Annotated in this window: 18 protein-coding genes; 14 read left to right on the top strand and 4 right to left on the bottom strand. The window is 66.9% G+C overall.

Annotated elements, in window-relative coordinates:
- Nucleotides 1-1421 (top strand): molybdopterin dinucleotide binding domain-containing protein (locus ABTX24_RS25695; protein ID WP_350843649.1); only part of this gene is annotated, 1421 nt, incomplete at its 5' end.
- Between the two features lie 535 nt (nt 1422-1956).
- Here ABTX24_RS25695 and ABTX24_RS25690 read toward each other — a convergent pair.
- Together ABTX24_RS25690 and ABTX24_RS25685 are read right to left on the bottom strand one after the other, a co-directional pair.
- Nucleotides 1957-2778, bottom strand: coding sequence for an IclR family transcriptional regulator (locus ABTX24_RS25690; protein WP_350843647.1), 822 nt, complete (start codon nt 2776-2778; stop codon nt 1957-1959).
- 807 nt (nt 2779-3585) lie between these two features.
- Nucleotides 3586-4380, bottom strand: coding sequence for an alpha/beta fold hydrolase (locus ABTX24_RS25685; RefSeq protein WP_350843645.1), 795 nt, complete (start codon nt 4378-4380; stop codon nt 3586-3588).
- Nucleotides 4381-4497: 117 nt separating this feature from the next.
- On the opposite strand from ABTX24_RS25685, the gene ABTX24_RS25680 reads away from it, so the two are divergent.
- Entirely contained in the window at nt 4498-5436 is a 939-nt protein-coding gene (locus ABTX24_RS25680; RefSeq protein ID WP_350843643.1) for an AraC family transcriptional regulator, read from the top strand.
- 75 nt (nt 5437-5511) lie between these two features.
- On the opposite strand, the gene ABTX24_RS25675 is transcribed toward ABTX24_RS25680, so the two are convergent.
- Nucleotides 5512-6975, bottom strand: coding sequence for an alpha/beta hydrolase domain-containing protein (locus ABTX24_RS25675; RefSeq protein ID WP_350843642.1), 1464 nt, complete (start codon nt 6973-6975; stop codon nt 5512-5514).
- A 308-nt stretch (nt 6976-7283) separates the two neighbouring features.
- Here ABTX24_RS25675 and ABTX24_RS25670 point away from each other — a divergent pair, with 308 nt between their 5' ends.
- The 10 genes from ABTX24_RS25670 to ABTX24_RS25625 all read left to right on the top strand — a co-directional run bounded on the left by ABTX24_RS25670 (nt 7284) and on the right by ABTX24_RS25625 (nt 17779).
- A complete protein-coding gene (locus ABTX24_RS25670) occupies nt 7284-7817 on the top strand; it encodes a 2,4'-dihydroxyacetophenone dioxygenase family protein (RefSeq protein WP_350843640.1) in 534 nt (177 codons plus the stop codon).
- A 28-nt stretch (nt 7818-7845) separates the two neighbouring features.
- Entirely contained in the window at nt 7846-8916 is a 1071-nt protein-coding gene (locus tag ABTX24_RS25665; protein WP_350843638.1) for an alcohol dehydrogenase catalytic domain-containing protein, read from the top strand.
- The gene (locus tag ABTX24_RS25660) at nt 8913-9638 is read left to right on the top strand and encodes an SDR family NAD(P)-dependent oxidoreductase (protein WP_350843636.1); all 726 of its coding nucleotides are present in this window, start codon (nt 8913-8915) and stop codon (nt 9636-9638) included. Before ABTX24_RS25665 ends, ABTX24_RS25660 begins: the two co-directional genes overlap by 4 nt.
- Before the next feature lie 22 nt (nt 9639-9660).
- A complete protein-coding gene (locus ABTX24_RS25655) occupies nt 9661-10638 on the top strand; it encodes a helix-turn-helix domain-containing protein (RefSeq protein WP_350843634.1) in 978 nt (325 codons plus the stop codon).
- Between the two features lie 77 nt (nt 10639-10715).
- Nucleotides 10716-11861, top strand: coding sequence for a fumarylacetoacetase (fahA, locus tag ABTX24_RS25650; RefSeq protein WP_350843632.1), 1146 nt, complete (start codon nt 10716-10718; stop codon nt 11859-11861).
- A gap of 258 nt (nt 11862-12119) precedes the next feature.
- The gene (locus ABTX24_RS25645; protein ID WP_350843630.1) at nt 12120-13292 is read left to right on the top strand and encodes an ABC transporter substrate-binding protein; all 1173 of its coding nucleotides are present in this window, start codon (nt 12120-12122) and stop codon (nt 13290-13292) included.
- Between the two features lie 26 nt (nt 13293-13318).
- Nucleotides 13319-14161, top strand: coding sequence for a branched-chain amino acid ABC transporter permease (locus ABTX24_RS25640; RefSeq protein ID WP_350843628.1), 843 nt, complete (start codon nt 13319-13321; stop codon nt 14159-14161).
- A 22-nt stretch (nt 14162-14183) separates the two neighbouring features.
- Nucleotides 14184-15980 (top strand): branched-chain amino acid ABC transporter ATP-binding protein/permease, encoded by a 1797-nt coding sequence (locus ABTX24_RS25635; RefSeq protein ID WP_350843626.1) that lies wholly within the window; start codon nt 14184-14186, stop codon nt 15978-15980.
- Entirely contained in the window at nt 15977-16687 is a 711-nt protein-coding gene (locus ABTX24_RS25630) for an ABC transporter ATP-binding protein (protein ID WP_350843624.1), read from the top strand. Before ABTX24_RS25635 ends, ABTX24_RS25630 begins: the two co-directional genes overlap by 4 nt.
- A 117-nt stretch (nt 16688-16804) precedes the next feature.
- Nucleotides 16805-17779 carry an AraC-like ligand-binding domain-containing protein gene (locus ABTX24_RS25625; protein WP_350843622.1) on the top strand — a complete coding sequence of 325 codons (975 nt, stop codon included), beginning with the start codon at nt 16805-16807 and terminating at the stop codon, nt 17777-17779.
- A 65-nt stretch (nt 17780-17844) separates the two neighbouring features.
- On the opposite strand, the gene ABTX24_RS25620 is transcribed toward ABTX24_RS25625, so the two are convergent.
- Nucleotides 17845-19371 carry a GMC family oxidoreductase gene (locus ABTX24_RS25620; RefSeq protein WP_350843620.1) on the bottom strand — a complete coding sequence of 509 codons (1527 nt, stop codon included), beginning with the start codon at nt 19369-19371 and terminating at the stop codon, nt 17845-17847.
- A 246-nt stretch (nt 19372-19617) separates the two neighbouring features.
- On the opposite strand from ABTX24_RS25620, the gene ABTX24_RS25615 reads away from it, so the two are divergent.
- Nucleotides 19618-21066, top strand: coding sequence for an aldehyde dehydrogenase family protein (locus ABTX24_RS25615; protein WP_350843618.1), 1449 nt, complete (start codon nt 19618-19620; stop codon nt 21064-21066).
- A gap of 57 nt (nt 21067-21123) precedes the next feature.
- On the top strand, nt 21124-22086 hold the full coding sequence (locus ABTX24_RS25610; RefSeq protein ID WP_350843616.1) for an MBL fold metallo-hydrolase: 963 nt from the start codon (nt 21124-21126) through the stop codon (nt 22084-22086).
- Nucleotides 22087-22089 lie beyond the last annotated feature (3 nt).

The following is a 22089-nucleotide window of genomic DNA, read 5'->3' as shown; positions in this document are numbered from 1 at the left end:
GCGGTGACCTGGCGTTGTTCCAGATGCTCAACCGGCTGCTGCTGGAAGCCGAGGACGCTGCCCCGGGCACGGTGCTGGACCGGGACTTCATCGCCACGAATACGGTCGGGTTCGAGGAGTTCGCGACGCATGTGCGCGGGATCTCCTGGGATCACGTGCTGTCCGCGACGGGGCTGACGTGGGATGAGATCGAAGAGACGCTCCAGCGGGTGCTGGCCAGCAGGCGGATCATCGTGTGCTGGGCGATGGGCCTGACCCAGCACCGGCACGGGGTGGCGACGATCCGCGAGGTCGTCAGCTTCCTCCTCGTGCGCGGCAACATCGGCCGGCCCGGCGCCGGCGTGTGTCCGGTGCGGGGCCACAGCAACGTCCAGGGAGACAGAACGATGGGGATCTGGGAGCGCATGCCCCAGACGTTCCTGGACGCGCTCGGGACGGAGTTCGGTTTCACCCCGCCCACTCGACACGGGTTCGACTCGGTCGAGGGGGTGCGGGCGATGCGCGACGGCAAGGCGAAGGTGTTCGTCGGTGTGGCCGGCAACTTCGTTCGGGCGATGTCGGACAGCACGGTCACCGAGGCCGCCCTGCGCTCGTGTCGGTTGACGGTGCAGATCTCGACCAAGCTCAACCGCTCCCACACAGTCTGTGGAGAGACAGCGTTGATCCTGCCGACGCTGGGTCGCAGCGACCTTGACGTGCAGGCCGGTGGTGAGCAGTTCGTCACGGTGGAGGACTCGATGAGCGAGGTGCACGCCACCCGCGGGCGACTCGCGCCGGCCTCGTCGGATCTGTTGAGCGAGGTAGCGATCATCGGCCGGATCGCTCGGCGCACGCTGGGGGAGGGGAACTCGATCCCGTGGGAGGAGTTCGAGAGGGACTACGGCCTGATCCGGGACCGGATCTCCCGGGTCGTTCCCGGGTTCGAGGACTTCAACACGCGCGTGGCTCGCCCCGGTGGGTTCCGGTTGCCGAACCCGGTCAACAGCGGTGTCTTTCCCACCCCCAGTGGCAAGGCCGTCTTCACCCGTAACGACTTCGTTCACCTCCAGGCACCGCCGGGTCATCTGGTCCTGCAGACCCTGCGGTCCCACGACCAGTGGAACACCATCCCGTACGCCGACAACGACCGCTACCGGGGCATCCACAACGGTCGGCAGGTGGTGCTGGTCAACCCCGACGACCTGGCTGAGCTCGGCCTGGCCGACCGCGACCTGGTCGACATCGTCAGCGTGTGGACCGACGGCACCGAACGACGGGCCGAAGGGTTCCGGGTGGTCGCCTACCCGGCCGCACGTGGTTCGGCGGCCTCCTACTATCCCGAGACCAACGTGCTCGTCCCGCTCGACAACGTCGCCGAGATCAGCAACACCCCAGCATCCAAGGGCGTCATCGTACGGCTCGAGCCGGCCGGGAGCTTGTGACTTGGTGGGCGGCCCTGCATGCGCCTGCTTGGTCTGCGGACCGCTCGCCGTGTGTCCGATCGGTGACTCCGTCGACGTCGCAGTCACGGAATTGATCACGGTTCTGACGGCGTCAATCCACACAGGAGGTCGTAACGTGGCAACGTCGCGAGGCGCATTAGACCGATCACGAAGGTCGCCAACGCGGGAGGGCGGTCTACAGTTTGCGCAGGTCAAGGCACATAAATTAGCAGAGGGTGGCATAGTTCCGCACTCGTGAGGACCGACGGTGCGAAGGTCAGGCCAAACAGCCCGAGCAGACAGCGGAGGGGTCAAGGTTCGGGTCAGGGTCGCGAGTCCATCACCAGCACCGTCGACGCCTACGGTCACCTGCTGCCGGCGGTTGACGAGCTGATCGCCGACATCGTCGACACGGTGCCGAACGGGCATCAGGTCGGGCGAAGATGCCGCTGCGCATCACCGTGTACCGATATCGCACATCCCGGGGCGTCCAACTTCGCCGCGCGCAGCGCGGAAGTCTCAGGACTACCAGAGATCACGGTGTCGGGGAGATCCAGGCCATCGCGTGGCTCATCGGGCCGACCACGCGGTCGATCTTGTCGGCAGCCTTTCGCAGTTCGGCGACGATTTCGTCCTGACGTTGGGGCGTAATCCGACTGATCGGTACTGAAGCGCTGATTGCGTCGGTCGCAGGGGTGGCGTACTGAAGGGCCACTCCGAAGCATGTCACGCCTTCGGCGTTCTCCTGGTTCTCAATGGCGTAACCCCGGTGTCGAGTCTCCTCAAGATCGGCGGCAAGGGCGTCCTTGTCAGTGATCGTGTTGGGTGTGAGTGGCTCGAGCCTGTCAGGTAGGTGCGCCTTCAGATCATCATCGCTCAGGGAAGCAAGAATCGACTTGCCCAATGATGTCGTGTAGGCAGGCAATCTCCGGCCCACCCGGTTGAGTTGTCGAACGTACTGCGTCGACTCACGGGTGGCCAGGAAGACGATGTCGGTGCCGTCGAGGCGACCGAAGTGGAACGTCTCGTTCAGTTTGTCCCGCAACTCATCAAGAATGGGATGCACCAAGGGGAGGCATGGGTCCGTATCGAGGTAAGTGGTGCCTGCGAGCAGGGCCCGAATACCGATGGTGTAGAGCAGGCCCGACTGGTCGACCCGAACCCATCCGTGGCCAACCAACGTACGAAGGAGCGCATGGAGGCTGCTCCGGGGCACGTTGAGCGCCTCCCTGAGCTCTCGTAACCGCACAGGTCGGTTCTGTCGGGCGGCAAGGAACTCCAGTACTTCGAGGGTCCGGCCCGCAGACTTCACCTCCCGCGGAGAAGTGGACCTTCCGGTGGTTGACGATTCAGACATGTCGCAAGCCTACCGGTGACACGACCTGCGACGACGCATGCGCATGGCGTCGAGGTCTGCAATCGGGCGTGGAGATCGTACTAGCCGGCAGCGCAGGTGGCCCCCTCCAGCAGGCATGCGTTGGCTGCCGCCTGATCCGTATGGCACGGCCGAATGGCGTTCTAGGGGACACCATTCGTCTGCGCCTGGCGGACAGCCTCGTCGAGCCGCTAACCCGTCTGGCGGGTCTCCTCGCTGAGGTCGCCGATCCGGTCGAGAGTCGCGACGTCGGCGTGCTGTCGCCACCTGGCTTTGGCGAGCGAGCTCACATCTTCCCGGCGAGTTCTCGACGGAGGTCCGATCGGTGACTCCGTCGAGGTCCGCAGTCACGGAGTTGATCACGGCTTTGACGGCATCAAACCGCACGGTGAGGGGTGATAGTACGCGTCGGGGAGCTGTTGACGGTGTCAACACTGGACTTGATTTCGGGACCTCTCCCATCATGTCCTCGCACCTGAGGAGGCGCTTGAGGCGCCTTCGCGCAGATCGTCTTCATCGGACGCTCATCACCGGAAAGCATGGCACCGACCGGCCGTTCCATCGAGCAGGTCTCCAACACGGGTCAGTATCTGTAACCCGTCTGGACTGCACAATCGGCCCGCCACCTGCGACAAGGGTGGCGGGCCGTTTGCTGTCTGCTGGTGATTTCGGTGGCTCGACAAGCGCTCGTCACGAGTCACATGCCGACGGTCCAGATATTTTCCTGACGCCCGCTTCGTCGTCGCCGACACGTGCAGGCGGAGCCTTGCGGAGCCCCTCCAAACCTCATCACCCCGCGAAGTGCTTGATGAGGAGCTCGGCAACGAATTGTGGCTGCTCCAGTGCGACCGAGTGCCCGGCGGGCGAGACGGTTTCATGGCGTCCCTGCGTAGCTGTGGCGATGTTGCTGCCAGAGATGGGCTGAGGGTATGCGTGGTCCTCGTCGCCGGCGATCGCGAGCACCGGGACGCTCACCCCTTGGAGCTCCTCGTAGATGCGGCCACGGTGGATCACCTGATAGGCCGCCGCGCCGATCGAGGTGTCCAATGCGGACATGTACGAGCGCCAGTGGTCGACCACCTCGCCGCCGTTGGCGAGACTGGTGTCGCCGAACATGATGTACAGGAGCGTCTCGACGTTGGCTGCGGCGGCGCCGTCCTGGCCCAGTGCCTCCGCGAGAGGACCGAACTCAGCGAGCTGGTACTCCTCTTCGGCGGAGGCTCCCAGGGTCGTGACGGTCCGCAACAGCTCGGGGTGGCGAGCCGCAAGCCGCAACGTGATGAAGCCGCCCATGGAGTTGCCGACCGCGTGCACCCGTCCGAGGTCGAGGGTGCGCACCAAGGCCGCGGCGTCTTCGGTGAGGGCGTCCATCGACAGTTCCGCAAGCGTGACTCGGGAGCTGGCGCCTTGGCCGGGGTGGTCGTAGGCCAAGGTGCGATAGCCCGCGTCGTGCAGCAGTTCGGCCAGCGGGTCAAACATCGTGTGGTCGAAGAACAGCGAGTGGCTCAGCAGGACGACCTCGCCTTCCTCCGGGCCGGCAAGCTCGTATGCGATGCGCCTGCCTTTGATCTCGACGTACTCCATGGGGACCGACTCCGTTCCTTCGCGTGCGGCCGTCGACCGCTTATGCTGTGACGGTAGTCACGTGGGCACTGTGGATCTTGCGGATTCGCGCGGACCATCGACGGATCTGCGCAGGAGGTGGCGAGCGTGGTCGAGGTTGGGCTGGACTATCTGGTCGCTTCGACAAGGGCCGATGCGGTGCCTCGTGGTCGGCGGGTCGATTTCTGGCGTGAGCATGTCACCGCCAACCACGGCACCTTGCACTTCGCGTTCGCCGATCGCCAGGACTTCCATGGCGAGACGCGGGTTCAGCGCGCAGGCGGTGTGCAGTTGGTCGCCTTCTGGTCCGATGCGATCGGTTACGAGCGCCGGTCCGTTGACGTCGACCGTGACGGGGACGATAGTTTGCGCGTCGTGGTGCCGACCACCGGCCAGATCGTCGTCGAGGCAGCCGGACGTCGCTCCCGGGTCCGACCCGGCGCTGCCGCGCTTGTGTCCATGACCCAGCCGTTCGCGCTCAGCCACGACGAGCACACCCGCGCCTTCATCCTGTCGGTCCCGGGCACGGCATGGCCGGAAGCAAGGCCACCTGAAGGTGCTCGGCTCTGGGACACGAGTGAGGGCGCGGGTGCGATCTTCGCGGCTATGGTTGCCGAGGTCGCTGAGCAGGCACAGGCTCTTGATGGCAGCTCTTTCGTGACCGCAGCCGAGTTGGCGTTCGAGCTCATTGTCCGCGGTGAGGCCGGTCGCACCTACCGGCTCAGGGAGCAGGCGCGTGCGTTGGCAGGTCGCAGCTGTGCGGACCCGGCGTACGACCCGGGAGCGCTGTCCCGAGAGATGGGTCTCTCGCTGCGTACGCTCCAAGAGCGACTGAGCCGGGAAGGCAGCTCGCCGGCAGCGTTGATCCGTGAGGCTCGGCTCGAGCTGGCCGCGCGACGACTGACCCATCCCGGTTGGCGGCGTCGCACGGTGACTGCCGTCGCGTACGCGAGCGGTTTCGGATCAGTCACTGCGTTCAACGCCGCCTTCCGGGAGAGATTTGGGCGCACACCCTCCGAGCACAGGCTCGGTCGCTAGCCGGTCGGTCGTCACCCGCCGAGGTGACGCAGAAGTGCCGGTCACGGGCCTCGTCGACCCACCCGAGAAGGTCGGCTACTTCGCTACGTCGGAGCGCGCAGCGTCGCGAATGGCCGTCGCGGCGTCCGTCGGCAGCACGTAGCCTTCCAGAACCAGCGGAGTGATGACCTTCCGTACCTTGGATACGTACTGGGCGTGTGTCTTGTACATCGCCTTGAGCTCCGCATCCGAGTAGTAGCGGTGCCAACCGGACACGTTGCAGGGGAAGGCGGGCCCGTTGAGCGCCCCCTGATCAGCTGTCGGCACGACGAACTGGGGGAGTCGGATCCCGCCTTCCACCTTGCCGTCGGCATCGCGTACGAGGGTTCCTGCGTCGGTGGTCGCAAAGCTCCGTGAAGCGGCGGCGGGCTTGCCAGTCCTGGACCAGGTGCGCACCGAGTCGATGGCCTTGTTGTAGACCAGACCCACGTCCACCGTCGTGAACGGCGGAAGCTTGATGCACGCGGGTTCGATCCACTCGAAGAAGGTGATCGGCTGGCCGTTGGGCGCCGTGATCGACTGATCGCGCTGCGCGATCGCCTCGATGTACTCGGCGCCGTAGAGCGAGGCGTGCGTCGCGCCGGCGATGTCCCACTTACGCGTGTACTCAGACGTCGTCCATCGCGCGCCACCGAACGAGCCACCGAGTCCTTCGGAGGCGACGCCGATAGCCGGGACGGTCAGATCGGATCGGAGCTGGCCCGAACGGTCCCAGAGCGCGAAGGCTTCGAAGACGTCGTGCAGCGGCTGGATGGTGTTGTAGTAGACCGCCAGACGGCCGGCCGACTGGGACTGACCGATGGCGATCGCATCCTTTACCTTCAGGCCCGGCATCGGCGCGGCCGCGCCACCGACGTTGTCCTTCAGCGTCTGGGTGACCTGCGCGAAGATGTCGTACGACAGCGGGTCTCCGGGGCACAGCGACGTCCCTTCGGCGCCGCACTTGTTGACGTCCACCGAGAGTCCGGTGTAGCGCGCGGGGCTCCAGGTCTTCAGTCGCTCGACACCGACGCGCTGCGCCGAGACGACCGCGACCGCGTAGCCCTCGCGGAGCAGGTATTCCGAGGCCTCGGCGGCAGCGAACTCGAAGTCGACCCCGATGGTGACGTTGGTCCACTCCACGGCCAACGTTCCGTTGAACTTGTCGGCCTTCGGGTAGCGCACCATCACGCGCGTTCGATAAGGGTTGCCGCCGTCCAGTGCGGAGGCGGTCGTCAACGCGCCCGGAGTCGCGCCGGCGTACCGGTTGGCCTGGCCTTCAGCGTAGAACTCGCGAGCGGTGTAGCCGGCGGCCACGAGGTCAACGGCCGTCGCCGACATCGGCGCCGTCCCGGGAACGTCGACCTCCGACAGGGTCGCGGCGGGCACAGCGACCGGACTCGGTGCCTGCGCGGTCGCCGGCGGCACCGCGATCATGGCCCCGGCGAGAACTACCGGCAGCAGCAACAGCGCGGCCCGACGAACGCTCACCCCTGACAACGTCTTGTGCAGTGTGGACATCACAATCCTCTTCCTGTTTGCGGGAGCGCCTCGAGATAGGCGTGGGCTCGCCGCTCGGCGAGCGGCCCGCGACACGTGGGGAGTCTGAGTCGGACGGGAAGCCGGCGTCTGCGCCGCCGGCCAAGTCGTGCGCCTGCGATCAACAGCTCTGCGTGGTGCAGCAAGTGGGTGCAATCGGGCGGACTTCACAATGTCCAGGACCGGCAAATCGGATGTCCGATTCGTGGAAGACGCGAGTGACGCCGGTCACGTTGACTGCGTACGTCGCCGCACCGCGTGACGCCCGCACTTCGAAAGGAACGACGATCATGCCTGAAACACCTGGTTCGGAATTCTGGCGCGACCTCAAGCCGATCGAGAATGCCCTCAAGCCCGACGCCCAGCCGGAAGTCTTCCACCAGCTCGCGCCGGTCGAGGACGAGCGCTACTACGTGCCTTTCAGCGACACCGTCGCTTCCCGCCCCCTGTGGATCTCTCCGCGCGACAACCGCTGGGCCGATGTCCTGTGGGCCAAGTCCGCCGGCCTGGTCAATCGGCACTACCACCCCCACGAGGTGTTCGCCTACACGATCAGCGGCAAGTGGGGATACCTCGAGCAGCCGTGGACAGCGACCGAAGGGTCGTTCGTCTACGAGACCCCGGGCGAGGGGCACACCCTCGTGGCGTACGAGTCGGATGAGCCGATGCGCTGCTTCTTCGTGGTCACCGGTCCGCTGATCTGGCTCGACGAGGACGGCAACAGCGATGGTCACTTCGACGTGCACGACTACCTGGCTCTCTGCCGGGAGCACTACGACAAGGTGGGGATCGGCGCTGACTACGTCGACACCCTGATTCGCTGAGCGCCCGAAGTCAGGACCCAGGCACACCATGACGACAGCGCGCGCGGTCCGCTGGCACGCAGCCGGCGATCTCCGACTGGAGACTGTCGACATCTCGCCGCCCGGCGACGGTGAGGTGTTGGTGGCGGTCGTCTACTGCGGTGTGTGCGGGAGCGACCTGCACGAGATCGCCGACGGCCCGCACGCTATTCCGGTGGGGACCGCACACGCGCTGTCGGGAACGATGGCCCCGATCACGTTGGGGCACGAGTTCTCCGGCACGGTGGTCGCGGTGGGGAACGGTGTCGACGCGTTGCCGCTCGGTACCCGAGTCGCGGTGGAGCCGAGCTACCGCTGCAGGACGTGCACGGCCTGCAGGGAGGGTCGCTACGAGGTGTGCGCGGGATCCGGCTTCGCCGGTCTCATGGGCGACGGTGGCATGGCCGAGTACGCCGTCGTACCCGAGTACATGGTGCGACCGCTGCCCGACGACTTCGATCTGGCCGCAGCCGCCGTCCTCGAGCCGGCGGCGGTTGCGCTCCACGGCATCCGTCGGTCCACGTTCGCCACGGGACAGGTGGTCCTCGTCGTGGGGCTGGGTCCGGTGGGACTGCTCGTGTGCGCACTTCTGCGTGAGAAGGGCGCCGCGGCGGTGATCGGAATCGATCCTCGCCCCGCTCGCCGCGAGCTCGCCGCCAAGCTCGGCGCAAGCGTTGTCCTCTCGCCGGACGATGACGTCGCCGCCGCGGTGGGCCAGGTAACCGACGGGGTCGGCGTCCACGTCGCGTTCGAAGTCGTCGGGAGTCAGCAGACCTTCGACCTGGCACTCGCCGGACTGCGGACCGGGGGAGAGCTGCTCCTCCTCGGGCTCGTCGACGAGCTCGTGCTGCCGGCATTTCGTCTGCTCAACAACGAGCAGACGATCACGACCAGCGTCGGATACCGCGACTGCCATGACGAGCTCATCCAGATGTGCGCAGAGGGGCGGCTGGACCTGGCCGCGCTGGTGACCGATGTCGTGGGGCTGGACGAGGGACCGGACGCCCTGATGCGGATGGTTTCGGACCCGGGTGACGGCATCAAGACACTGATCCACTGCAAGGGAGAGAAACGACCATGAGCTGGCAGAACAACCTGTTCGAGGGCCGGACGGTTCTGGTGACGGGAGGGACGTCAGGGATCGGTGCCGGAGCTGCCCTCCGTTTCGCCGAGCTCGGGGCCGACGTCCTGGCCGTGGGACTGGGCGCTCAAAGTTCCCATATCCCGGTGCACGAGCGCGTACGCGTGGTGGAGCTGGACCTGACTGACACCGGGTCGGTGTCCGCTTTCATGTCCGACCTGCCGGCACTCGATGTCCTGGTGTGTTGTGCGGGGATCAGCCGCGACCGGGACGAGTACGACCTCGAGGTCTTCGCCCAGGTGCTGGCGGTCAACCTCGGAGCGACGATGCGGGTGGCCGAAGCGGCTCGGCCGCTGCTGGCGCAGAGCCGTGGCTCGGTCGTGACGACTGCCTCGATGTACGGCTACTTCGGTGCCGCCGACCGGCCCGCCTACAGCGCCAGCAAGGGCGGGATCGCCCAGCTCACTCGCTCGCTGGCCGCGGAGTACGCCGGGGAGGGGATCCGGGTCAACGCGATCGCTCCCGGTTGGATCGACACGCCGCTGTCCAAGGGTCTGCAGGCGGACCCGGACGCCTCCTCCGCTGTCATGTCACGTCTTCCGATCCGCCGGTGGGGGACACCTGCGGACGTGTCTGATGCCTACGTCTTCCTGGCCTCGCCTGCCGCCGCGTACGTGACGGGAGTCGTGCTGCCGGTGGACGGCGGGTATCTGACGGTCTAGTCGTCCACGAGAGGAGTACGCCATGTCAGCAGCCACAGTCGTCTCGTCAGTCTCGACAGCCGGGATCGAGCCGCAGGATCGCCTGGAGTTCTGGGAGCACTACAACGCCGAGGCGCTGGTGGGGCTGACCTGTTCGTCGTACGTCGCCGACGGCCTGGTCGCCAGCGAGCTCAACCTCGACGTCGGCGGCTTCCGGGTCGCCAACATCGCGGGCAACGCCCATGTCATCGAGCGGGCGCCTCAGCTGGTCCGGGCACGGCCGAAGGATGCGGTGTTCGCCTCGGTCCTTCTCGAGGGCGACGCGTTCTTCTACCACTCGGAGGGCTGCGCGACCCTCGTCGCCGGCGACGTGATCGTGTACGAGACGGACGCGCCCTACCTGTTCGGCTTCAGCAGCACGATGTGCCAGATCCTGGTCGACGTACCCAGGTCGGTCTTCGAAGAACGATGCGCGCCCACGCCCGCGGTGCCGCTCAAGGTCGCCGCGGACGGAGCGGGGCCGGCGGCGGTGACTGCCCGTGCGCTCAGGCGGATGCTGCTCGGGCTGGTGGAAGATCCCGCGACGGCTCCTCTCGCGACCGGCGATCATCTGCTGGACCTGCTCGGCACCATGACGTCAGGCAGGGGAACGCCGAACGGTGCGGCTCACCTGCTGTCGGCCAAGGAGTTCATCGCCATCCGCCTGGGGGACTTCGACCTCTGTACTGATCGAGTCGCTCATGCCGTGGGAGTCACATCGCGTCACCTCAACCGGGCGTTCGCCACCGAAGGCACCACGGTTGCGCAGTACATCCAGGGGCGTCGCCTGGAGGCGGCCCGCCTGGACCTCACTTCGCCCTCCATGCAAGGGCACAGGATCGCCGACATCGCCGGCCGCTGGGGCTTCGCATCGCAGGCGCACTTCACGAGGCTGTTCCGAGCTCGATTCGGCTGTACGCCGTCGGAGGACCGCGGGTCCGTTCGCCCCGTGACCGGAGGAACGTCTCGCGACGGCACGTAGTCGAGTGTGCGTGGAATGCCCAGTGGCCTGCGCGCACGCTCAAGGCTCAGCGTGCGTCGTGACGGCAGGCTGATCGCATGAGTGGCTTCGGGTTGGACCATCTGCCGTACGGCGTCGTCACGCACCAGGGCCGTCGGCTCGTGGTCGTACGTCTCGAGGATGAGGTGGTCGACCTCGCGACGTTGGCTGCGTCTTCGACGCCGTCCTACGACCCGTCGTTGTTCGCCGGTCCGGACCTCGCGCCGTTGATGGCTGCGGGGCCGGAGATGTGGTCGGCCGTGCGTTCGTGGCTGCAGAGCACCCTGGCCACTTCTTCCGCCGGCCGCATCCCGTTGGCCGAGGTCGAGCCGCGGATGCCGTTCGCGGTGGCCGACTACGTCGACTTCTACGCCTCGCTCGATCACGCGTCCAACGTCGGCAAGATCTTCCGGCCCGACGCCGAACCGCTGTTGCCCAATTGGCGCCACCTCCCAGTCGGCTATCACGGTCGTGCCGGCACGGTCGTCCGATCGGGCACGCCGATTGTGCGACCTCACGGTCAGCGCCGTCCCGGATCTGACGGGCGGCCGGAGTTCGGGCCGTCGCAGGCGCTCGACATCGAGGCCGAGCTGGGCTTCGTCGTCGGGGTACCCAGCACCTTGGGGGAGTCGGTGCCCGCGGCCGCGTTCTCCGACCACGTCTTCGGTGTCACGCTGCTCAACGACTGGTCGGCCCGCGACCTCCAGGCCTGGGAGTACGTCCCGCTGGGCCCGTTCCTGGGCAAGTCGTTCGCGACATCGATCTCACCGTGGGTCACCCCGCTCGCGGCGCTCCAGGATGCCCGAGTGCCGCTACCTGGCCAGGATCCCGACCCGCTGGACTACCTGCGGGTCGCCGAACCGGCCGGATATGCGATCGACCTCGAGGTCGGCATCAACGGCTCGGTGGTGTCACGGCCGCCGTACGCATCGATGTACTGGTCGCCAGCCCAGATGCTCGCCCACATGACGGTCAACGGTGCGTCACTGCGTACAGGTGACCTCTATGGATCCGGCACGATCTCCGGCCCTGACCGCAACCAACGCGGATCACTGCTGGAGCTGTCCTGGGGTGGCACCCAGCCGTTCACCCTCGCCGACGGCACCACCCGTACCTACCTGCAGGACGGCGACACCGTCACGCTGCGCGCCACCGCCGGCACGATCGCGCTCGGCGAAGTCGAAGGCACGATCCGCAGTCGTTGAGGGACAGCCCTCTGATGTCCGAATCCGGCAAGTCAGATGTCCGATTCGCGGAAGACGCACGTGACGCCGGTCACGTTGACTGCCTCTGTCTCCATCCCGTGCGGAGTCGCACCCTTCTTCATCCCCCGCATGCCCGGCGTGCCCGCAGTGTCAACTTCCCTACCCGCTCAGCCAAGCCCCGAAGGGTCACTTCTTTCTACCTTGGCGAGGACGCTGGCGCTGATCGAGTTCCGGTGTCCTATCGAAAGGCTCATCAACATGAAGCGAATCCTCGTCCTCGCGACGGCCCTGGCCGCCGCTGCTGGACTCAGCAGCTGCGGTGGCAGCGCCGGAAGCTCCGGCTCCGACGATCCCATCGTCCTCGGCTCGGTCAACGCCCTCAGCGGCCCGGCTACGTTCCCGGAGGCCTCTGCTGCAGCGAAGGCGGTATTCGACCGGGTCAACGCCGATGGCGGCATCAACGGTCACAAGATCGAGTACACGGCGGCGGACGACAAGGCCGACCCGGCGACCGCGACGCAGCTGGCGCGCGAGCTCGTCGCCACGAAGGAAGCCGTCGCCCTGGTCGGCGGCGCGAGCCTGGTCGACTGCGACGTCAACGGCAAGTTCTACGAGCAGCAGAAGATCATGAATGTCGTCGGCACCGGCGTCGGACCGGGCTGCTTCTCCAGCCCGGTGATGGCGCCCGTGAACGCCGGCCCGTTCCTCGACTCGCAGATGACGCTGACGATCGGATCGGAGAACCTCGGCCTGAAGAAGATCTGTGGGTTCGTCTCCATCACCGGTGCGACCAAGCCCGCCTACCAGGCGTCCATCGACGCGTGGAGCAAGGCGACCGGCAAGGAGCTCGTCTTCTTCGACGACAGCGTTCCCTACGGCAATGCCGACTACACGCCCCAAGCGGTGAAGATCAAGAAGGAGGGCTGCGACGCCGTCTTCACGAACTTCGTGGAGCCGGACGCCCTGGGCCTGCTCAAGGCAGCGACGGCACAGAACATCACCGACGTCACCTGGCTGTTCCTCACCTCGGTCTATTCCGAGCAGTTCGCCAAGGCAGCGCCGGCCGGCCAGAAGGTCTATCTGCCCGCAGAGTTCCTGCCGTTCACCGACGCCAACGCCTCGGCCAACAAGGACTGGCGCGACCTCATGACGAAGAACGAGCTGGCGCTGACGTCCTTCTCCCAGGGCGGCTACCTCTCAGCCACCTACCTGGTCGAGGTGCTGAAGTCGATCGAGGGTGACATCACCCGAGAGTCGGTCACCAAGGCGCTGCAGACCATGGAGCCGATCGACAACGAGATGGTCGGCACGCCGTACGAGTTCGGGACCGGCGACAGCCACAACCCCAACCACGCCGGGTTCCCGGTGATGTTGGAGAACGGCGCCTGGTCGAACGCAGCTGACGACTGGCTCGTCGTCGAGCAGAACTAAGCGAGGCTGCGGTGTTCTCAGGAGCAATGAGCGGGCTGGCGCTCGGAGGCCTCTACGCCACGGTGGCCGTCTGCCTGACGCTGATGGCGCAACTGGCGCGGGTGGTGAACTTCGCGCAGGTCGCATTCGCGATGTTCGGCACGTACGCGGCAGTGACTCTCGCCGATCGAGGCCTGCCGGTCTCGTTGGCGATCGTCTGCGGAGTGCTTCTAGGAACAGTCGCCTCCGGCATCCTCGGCGCGGTCGTCGCGAAGTGGATGCCGGAGGCCGACATCACGCGGCGCTCCGCCGTCTCGATCGCTGCCCTTCTGCTCACGCTGTCGGCGTCGTTCATCGCGTTCGGCACCAAGCCGAAGACCATCACCCCGATCGTCCACGGCGCCGCGTTCGAGGTCGGTGGAACCGTCGTGACCTGGGTCGGACTGATCATGTGCTCGATGGCGCTCGTCACCGCTGCCGTGGCGACCGTGCTTCTCAGGAAGACCGACGTGGGCGTACTTCTCCGTGCTCTCGCCGAACGACCGACGACGGCGGAGCTGTTGGGAGTCCCTTCCCGGATGCTCACGATCGGGGTATGGATGGCGACGGGCCTGGTTGCGGCCGTCGCGGTGGCCCTCGTCGCCCCCACGCAGACGAACGATCAGTACTCGTTGTCGATGCTGGTCGTGCCATCGGCGGCGGCCGCCCTGCTCGGCGCGTTCCGCTCGGTGTGGCTGGCGGTTGTCGGCGGCATCGGGCTCGGCATGCTGCAAGGCGCGCTGGCCCAGTTCAACGATCTCTCTGTCATCAAGTTCTGGATTCCATTCGTCGCGATCCTCGTGCTCCTGCTGTGGAGCGAGCGTAAGGAGGTGTGGGATGTCGCACGTTGAGAGCGAGCCCACCAGTTCTGGCATGGGCGATTCGCCTCAGACCGAGCCGCCTGCGGACCGCGCGGCCGGGTCGCTCCGCCAGGGCCTGGTGGAGTCACCGTTCGCCCCGGCGGCCCTGGCAGTCCTTGCACTCGTGGCGGCGGTTGTCGGCAGCCGGGTGCTGTCGCCGTACATGGTGTTTCTCGGCATCAGTGTCATCACGGCCGCCATCGCGCTGGTCGGCATCGGTGTGGTCTCCGGCCGAGCGGGCATGATCTCGCTCTGCCAGTTGTCGTTCGCCGCCGTGGGGGCCGCGGTCGTGGCCCAGCTCAATGAGTGGCAGGCGCCCGGCGGGTTCATCGTGTGGGTGATCCTCGGCGGCGCGGCAGCCGGGCTCGTCGGAGTCGTGATCGGCATCCCCGCCCTGCGACTGCGCGGCGTCAACCTGGCCGTGGTCACTCTCGGGTTCGCGGCCGCGCTTCGACTGACCCTCGGCCTCACCCAGTTCCCCGGGATCAACGAGGGTCTGTACATCGATCGTCCGGTCGCAGCCGTCTCCGACGAGGACTACTTCGTGCTCTCCGCTGCATTCCTGATCGCATCGGGTCTGCTGGTCGCGTACCTCGATCGGACCAGGGTCGGCTCGAGCTGGCGTGCTGTGGCCTACTCCGAACGCGGCGCGGCTGCGGCCGGGGTGAGCGTTCCGTACGCGAAGACGACTGCCTTCGGCATCAGTGCCCTGCTTGCTGGGATCAGCGGGGGAGTGACGGCCGGTCAGGTCGGCGTCCTCTACCCGAGCAGCTTCGAACCCACGTCCTCGCTCGCTCTGTACGTACTCGCCGTCCTGGTCGGTGCGCAGGCTGTCAGCGCCGCGGTCATCGGCGGCGTCCTATGGGTCGGCATCCCCGAGCTGTTCAAGTCCTGGGGCATCCCGCAGGACTGGGCGCTCGTGGTCTTCGGCCTGGCGGGCATTCAGGCGGTTGCCTCCGGCAACAGCATCGGGGACAGCGTCCAGAAGGTCGTGGGCCGGCGTCACGTGCCCGGCAGCGCAGGTCCCGAGCCTGAGCCAGCGGAGGGCTCGCTCGACGATGGCGTGCTCGGATCATCACCGCCCCCGGATCGCCCGGATGCCGGCGCCGTGGCGCTTCGAGCGCGAGGCATCACACTGTCGTTCGGCGCGGTCACCGCTCTCGACGATGTCGACATCGACATCCCACAGGGGGCGATCATCGGCCTGATCGGCCCTAACGGCGCAGGCAAGTCATCCTTGGTCGATGTGCTCACGGGGTTCACCGTTCCTGCGTCGGGAAGCATCGACCTCGACGACCGGGACCTGACCCGGATGCGTCCGACCGGGCGGGCGAGGGCCGGGCTGCGGCGCACGTTCCAGCAGGACCGGGTCCCGCCGGGCATCACCGTCGGTGCATTCGTACGCCTCGTCGCACGCGGCCGGCACGGCCGCTCGGAGATCAACGCGGTCCTGAGCCACTTCGACTGCCCGCCGGCGCACGCTCGCCTGGCAGATGTCGACCTGGGCACGCGTCGCCTCGTGGAGGTGGCGGCGCACGTGCTGAGCCGACCCCGCGTCCTGCTCCTGGACGAGCCTGCGGCGGGGCTGTCTCACGAGGAGCACCTTCGGTTCGGCCAGCACCTGCAGGCCGTGCCGGACAAGTTCGGTACCTCGGTGCTGCTCATCGAGCACGACCTCGACCTGGTGAGGTCCGTCTGTACGTCGTTGGTGGTCCTCAACTTCGGCCGCGTCATCGCTGCCGGTCCACACGAAGTGGTGCTGAGAGATCCCGCAGTGATGAAGGCCTACATGGGAGAGGTGACCGTATGAGCAGCGAGCTGTTCCTCGACGGCGTCTGCGTCGACCGCTCAGGGGGACGGATCGTCTCCGATGTCACGATCCGCGTCCGTCCCGGTGAGGTGACGACGCTCGTCGGTCCCAACGGCGCTGGCAAGACGACTCTCCTCGAGGCCGTGTCCGGGCTCGTCGCCACGTCGGGAGGCGCGATCAGCTGCGACGGCCACGACATCACCAAGCTCAGCAAGGTCGACAGACGGCGCCTCGGCATCGTGCACGTCGAGCAGGGGCGTACGGTCTTCGGGTCGCTGAGCGTGATGGAGAACCTGCGGGTCGCGACCCGATCCGCAGCCGAGATCGAGCGCGCCTTCGACCTGTTTCCGGAGCTCGCCAAGCGCCGGGACAGCGACGCGACCCTGCTCTCGGGTGGTGAGCAGCAGATGCTGGTGCTGGCTCGCGCACTCGTCACCGCACCGCGGTTCATGCTCGTCGACGAGATGTCCCTGGGCCTGGCGCCGGCGGTCTTCGGACGCCTGCTGCCCATGATGACGGCATTTGCCGAAGACGGTATGGGCGTCCTGCTCGTCGAGCAGTTCGCCCAGATGGCGCTGGGGATCTCGACCGGAGCGGCCGTCATCGCCGGTGGGCGGCTGACGTACTCCGGCACAGCTCAGACGCTGGTCGACGACCCGGACCTGCTGCACAGCAGCTACATGGGCACGTCAACGGCTCGGGCCTGAAACTTGTCGTAGCGTGCATGCCTGTTGACGTCAAGTGCTGAAATCTCAGCAGACTGTGGCACCCGTCACACCATGTGGCGCATACTTTGGTCACATCAACACCACACCGGAGGTTCCATGACGGTGGACAGCATGCCGGGGACGTCCAACGGAGTCGAGACATTCAGCACGGCCGATTTCCACGACTGGCGCCGCCACGTCTCGGAGAGCTTCGTGCCCCTGGACGTACAGACCGATCGCCCTGACACGTTCCATGGCGACCTGCGCGCCAAACGGATCGACCGCTTGGCGATGTTCGATATCAGGGTGAGCCAACACGCGGTCGTTCGTACGCCGGAACTGGTCGCACGGTCTGGCCGCGACTTCTACAAGCTCTCCATGCAGCTGCGCGGCAGCAGCCTGCTGCTCCAAGACGGCAAGGAAGCCGTGCTGACCCCGGGTGACATCGCGATCTACGACACCACGCGGCCCTACACCTTGCTGTCGGACGACTACATGCGGCACATCGTGCTGATGTTTCCCCGGACGTCCATCGACCTGTCGACCGAGGACCTCAGCGAGCTCACCGCCACCCGACTGCCGGCCGACCTCGCGCTGTGCCAGGTCGTCAGCCCGTTTCTCCTGAGGATGGCCAAGAACTTCGAGTCGCTCCACGGCGTCTCGGCGCTCCGCCTCGCTCACACGACGATCGACCTGGTGACCACGTTGTTCGCCAGCGAGCTCGACATCGGACTGGAAGGTGCGAACGAGCCGCGGCGGAGGCTGCTGAGCCAGATCAAGCACTTCATCGAAGCCAACCTCGACGATGACTCGTTGTCGCCGGGCCAGATCGCGGCAGCCCACTACATCTCGGTGCGCCAGCTCCATCAGCTGTTTCAGACCGAGGGCAGCAGCGTGTCGACCTGGATCCGTACGCGACGGCTCGAGCAGTGCCGCAGGATGCTCACCGATCCGGTGCACTCAGGGCGGTCTGTCTCGGAGATCGGTGCCCGGTGGGGACTGCCGGACGCGCCTCACTTCTCGCGGGTGTTCAAGGCCGCCTACGGTGCTTCGCCGCGTCAGTTCCGTGCCGAGGCCCTTCACGACGCCTGATCTGCATACGAAAGGTGGCCGACGCGTGAGCGTCGGCCACCTTTCTGCTTTACCGTCTCGACGCGCTACTCGGCGAGCACGAAGTCAGCAGCACGTTCGCCGATGAGACAGGCCGGTGCGTTGGTGTTGCCGCTCGTGATGCGGGGCATCACCGAGGCGTCAGCGACGCGGAGGCCGGCCACCCCGTGCACGCGAAGGGTCGACGGGTCCACCACGGCGTCGGGGGTCGTTCCCATGGCGCACGTGCCGACCTGGTGGTGGTACGTGATCGCGGTCCGGCGTACGTAGTCGCGGAGCTCCTCGTCGGACTCGAGCCCTGGTCCGGGGTAGATCTCGCGGGCTCCCCACTCGGTGGCCAACGCAGGCTGTCGCCCGATTTCCCGGCACTTCTTGAGCGAGGCGACGAGGGCATCGAGGTCGGCCTCGTCGTCGAAGACGTTGAGGTCGATCGCGACAGGATCATTGGCACCCGGACCGGTCAGTGTGACTGAACCACGGCTCTCGGGCCGGACCAGACCTGCCATGAGCGAGAAGCCGAACTCCGGCCCGCTCATCCATTCCTCGGAGTACATGGGGACGCCGAAGTTGATCGGCTGGGTGTCGGGGGAGTCGAGCCCCTCGCGGCTCCGCCAGAAGTGGTGCGTCTGGCAGGCGGCGAGTCCCGGCGTCGGCGGGCCGACCTCCCGTGTGGTCGTCTCGAAGATGACCGGAGCGATGAGGTGGTCGTGCAGGTTGCGCCCCACGCCGGGCAGATCGCGCTCGATCGCGATGCCCAGCGCCCGGAGCTCGTCCGCCGGGCCGATGCCGCTGCGGAGCAGCAGGCGGGGGGAGTCCAGCGCGCCCGCGCACAGGATTGTCTCGGCGGCGTACGCCTCGGTCGGGACGCCTTGCACGTCGACCTCGACGCCGCTCACCACACCGTCCTCCACGATGAGCCGATTGACCCGGGCACCGGTGACGATCTGGAGGTTCTCCTGCTCGCGGACCGGCTTGAGGTACGCCTTGTAGGTGTTCCAGCGCTCGATGCCGCGAATGTTGAACTGCATCTTCGCCACGCCATCGAGGTGACCGCTGTTGTAGTCCGGGTTGAGCGGCAGGCCTGCCTCGACCGATGCGTCGAGGATGGACTGCTGGATCGGGTCGAGGGTGTACGAGACATTGATGTCCAGCAAGCCGTCGGTGCCACGGCCCGTGGCGGGCTGCCCGTCGTACGCCTCGATCCGGTCATACACGGGGGCGACGTCTTCCCAGCCCCACTCGGTGGCGCCCAGCTTCTGCCAGTGGGTGAAGTCCTCGACGGCGCCTCGAACCCAGATGCAGGCGTTGAGCGCGTGGGAGCCGCCGAGCACCTTGCCGCGTGGCAGGTGCAGGGCACGTCCGGCCGCATTCTTCTGCGGCACCGTGAAGTATCCCCAGTCCTGTGGGCTCATCCAGAGCTCAGCCAGGCGCATCACGTCGTGGATGGCGGGATTGGTGTCCTCGTCGCCGGCTTCGAAGAGCAGGACGGACTTGCCGGCATCCACGAGGCGGCGGGTGAGAATGGAGCCGGCGGAACCGGCTCCGACGACGATTACGTCGGCGTTCAGCGTCATGACGCGACCTCCCAGTGGCGAATGTGCGGCTCGCGAGGGGATCTCGCGACGGCGGCGCTCCTTCTCATTCTGAGAATTGGAAAGGCCGGCGGAAGTGCGGGAGCGGAACCTTTCGCGCTACGCCAAGTGTCGATCACGGCGGGCCAAGTCAACGGTTGGTTCCCGCTCCAGAATCGAGTGGGCGCCTCTCCGGCGCACCGATCAGCGGCACTCGCCGACCTCACCGCAGCGCAGGAGGACACCGGAATGGCAAGCAAGCTCTTCATCGATGGAGAATGGACCGGTTCCTCCGGAACGTCCGCGATCGACACCGTCGACCCCTCCACCGGGCTGGTCATCGAGACCGTCCCAACAGCCAACCGGGTTGACGTGGACGCGGCTGTCGCCGCAGCGCGAGCAGCCCTGAGCAACCCCGCATGGGCCGGCCTGCTCCCGGTCCAGCGCGCGGGCTTGTTGTTCAAGCTCGCGAGCCTGGTTGACGAGCATCACGAGGAGCTGGCACAGCTCGAGACCCGCGACCAGGGTCAGCCGATCGGCATCTCGCGCATGGTGTCGGTGACCGGCGCTGCCGAGCACATCCGCTACTACGCGGGTTGGGTCACCAAGATGCAGGGCAGTACGAACCCGGTGTCCTTCCCGGACACGCTGAACTACACCCGCCGCGAGCCGGTCGGGGTCAACGCACTGATCACGCCGTGGAACTTCCCGTTGATGATCCTGACGTGGAAGCTCGCACCGGCGCTGGCGACCGGCAACACGGTCGTGATCAAGCCCAGCGAGGTCACGCCTCTGACGAGCCTGCGCCTCGTAGAGCTCTGTGCCGAGGCCGGCTTTCCACCGGGGGTCGTGAACATCGTGACCGGCGACGGGTCGGTGGGGGAGATGCTCACCCGTCACCCGGACGTCGACCACGTCTCCTACACCGGGTCCACGGCCGTCGGGAAGCTCATCACCATGGCGAGCGCCGAGACCAACCTCAAGCGGCTCACCCTCGAGCTGGGCGGGAAGGCCCCGAGCATCATCGCCCGCGACGCGGACATCGACGCCGCGGTCGGCGGCAACATCATGGGTGCCACGCTCAACAGCGGGCAGGTGTGCGCTGCGTACACCCGGTTCTACGTCGAGCGTTCCCGCGAGCAGGAGTTCGTCGAGAAGGTGGTCGGCGGGCTCGCCCAGGTGCCGATCGGGCCGGGCGCCGACGAATCCAACGTGCTGGGACCGCTGGTCTCGGCCAAGCACCTGGCACATGTCGAGAAGCTGGTCGCGACCGGAGCCGCCGATGGCGCTGACCTGGTGGCCGGTGGCCGGCGCATCGACCGGGACGGGTACTTCTTCGAACCGACCGTGTTCACCGGCGTCAAGGACAGCGCGGCGATCATGCACGAAGAGATCTTCGGGCCGGTCCTCGCCGTGACCGCGTACGACGACACCGATGAGCTCCACGACCTCATCAACCGCGCCAACGACACGCCGTACGGCCTGGCCGCCACGGTGTGGACCCGCGACATCGCCACGTCGCAGCGACTCGCGAACGGCATCAAGGCCGGCGCCGTGTTCGTCAACATGCCGCCCATCCCCGACATGGCCGCACCGTGGGGTGGCTACAAGGCCTCGGGCTGGGGACGCGAAATGGGTCCGTGGGCGCTCGACGCCTACACCGAGCTCAAGTCCGTGTGGCTCCACTACGGGTCCTGATCCACGCCCCAGCCCACCAGAGCTTCGACCGCCGCAACACCTAGGAGAAGAAACCGTATGTCCAGCAAGCCGTTCGCCTCATCCGCAGACCTTGCCGCGAAGGACCAGACCCTCGAGGTGCTCGCCGATGGTGTGTATGCCCTCACCGCCGAGGGCGACCCCAACCTCGGCGCCATCGAGGGGGAGGACTTCGTCGTGTGCTTCGAGGCGCTGGCGACCCCGGTCGCAGCTCGCCGATGGCTCGCGATGCTTCGCGAGCACACCGACAAGCCCGTCAAGTACCTGGTGCTCTCGCACTACCACGCGGTCCGCGTCCTCGGAGCCAGCGCGTTCGATGCCGAGGTGATCGTCGCGCACGAGCAGACCAAAGTGCTCATCGCCGAACGAGGAGAGCAGGACTGGGCCTCGGAGTACGGCCGGATGCCGCGCCTGTTCGACGAACCGGAGTCCATTCCGGGACTGACGTGGCCGACCGCGACGTTCTCGGACCGCTTCACGATCGATCTCGGAGGCGATCGCGGCGACCTGGTGCTCCAGCATCTGGGTCGAGGGCACACCGCCGGCGACATCGTGGCCTGGCTTCCGAAGCAGAAGATTCTGTTCGCAGGTGACCTCGTGGAGGCTCAGGCGGCGCTCTACACCGGCGATGCGTTCCACCGTGACTGGTCGAGCTCGACGCTGGACGGCATCGCTGGGCTTGGCGCCGAGCAGATCGTCGGCGGCCGCGGCGCTGTTGCGCGAGGGGCCGACGCCGTGTCGGCTGCTATCGAGCAGACCCGTGGCTTCCTCACCACGATGATCGACGAGGTCGGCTCGGTCCAGGCCCGCGGCGGGACGCTCAAGGAGGCGTTCGAGGCGACACACGCGGCCCTGTCGCCGCAGTTCGGGAAGTGGCCGATCTTCGAGCACTGCCTGCCGTTCGACGTGGCCCGGCTGTGGGAAGAGCTCTCCGGGACCGACTGGCCGAGCATCTGGACTGCCGAACGCGACCGCGAGGTCTGGGCCCGGCTCCAGGACTGAGCG

It is taken from the genome of Nocardioides sp. NPDC127514 (assembly GCF_040302125.1).
GTDB lineage: Bacteria > Actinomycetota > Actinomycetes > Propionibacteriales > Nocardioidaceae > Nocardioides.
Note: the sequence above shows the minus strand (reverse complement) of the source record. Positions and strands in the feature narration are given on the sequence as shown.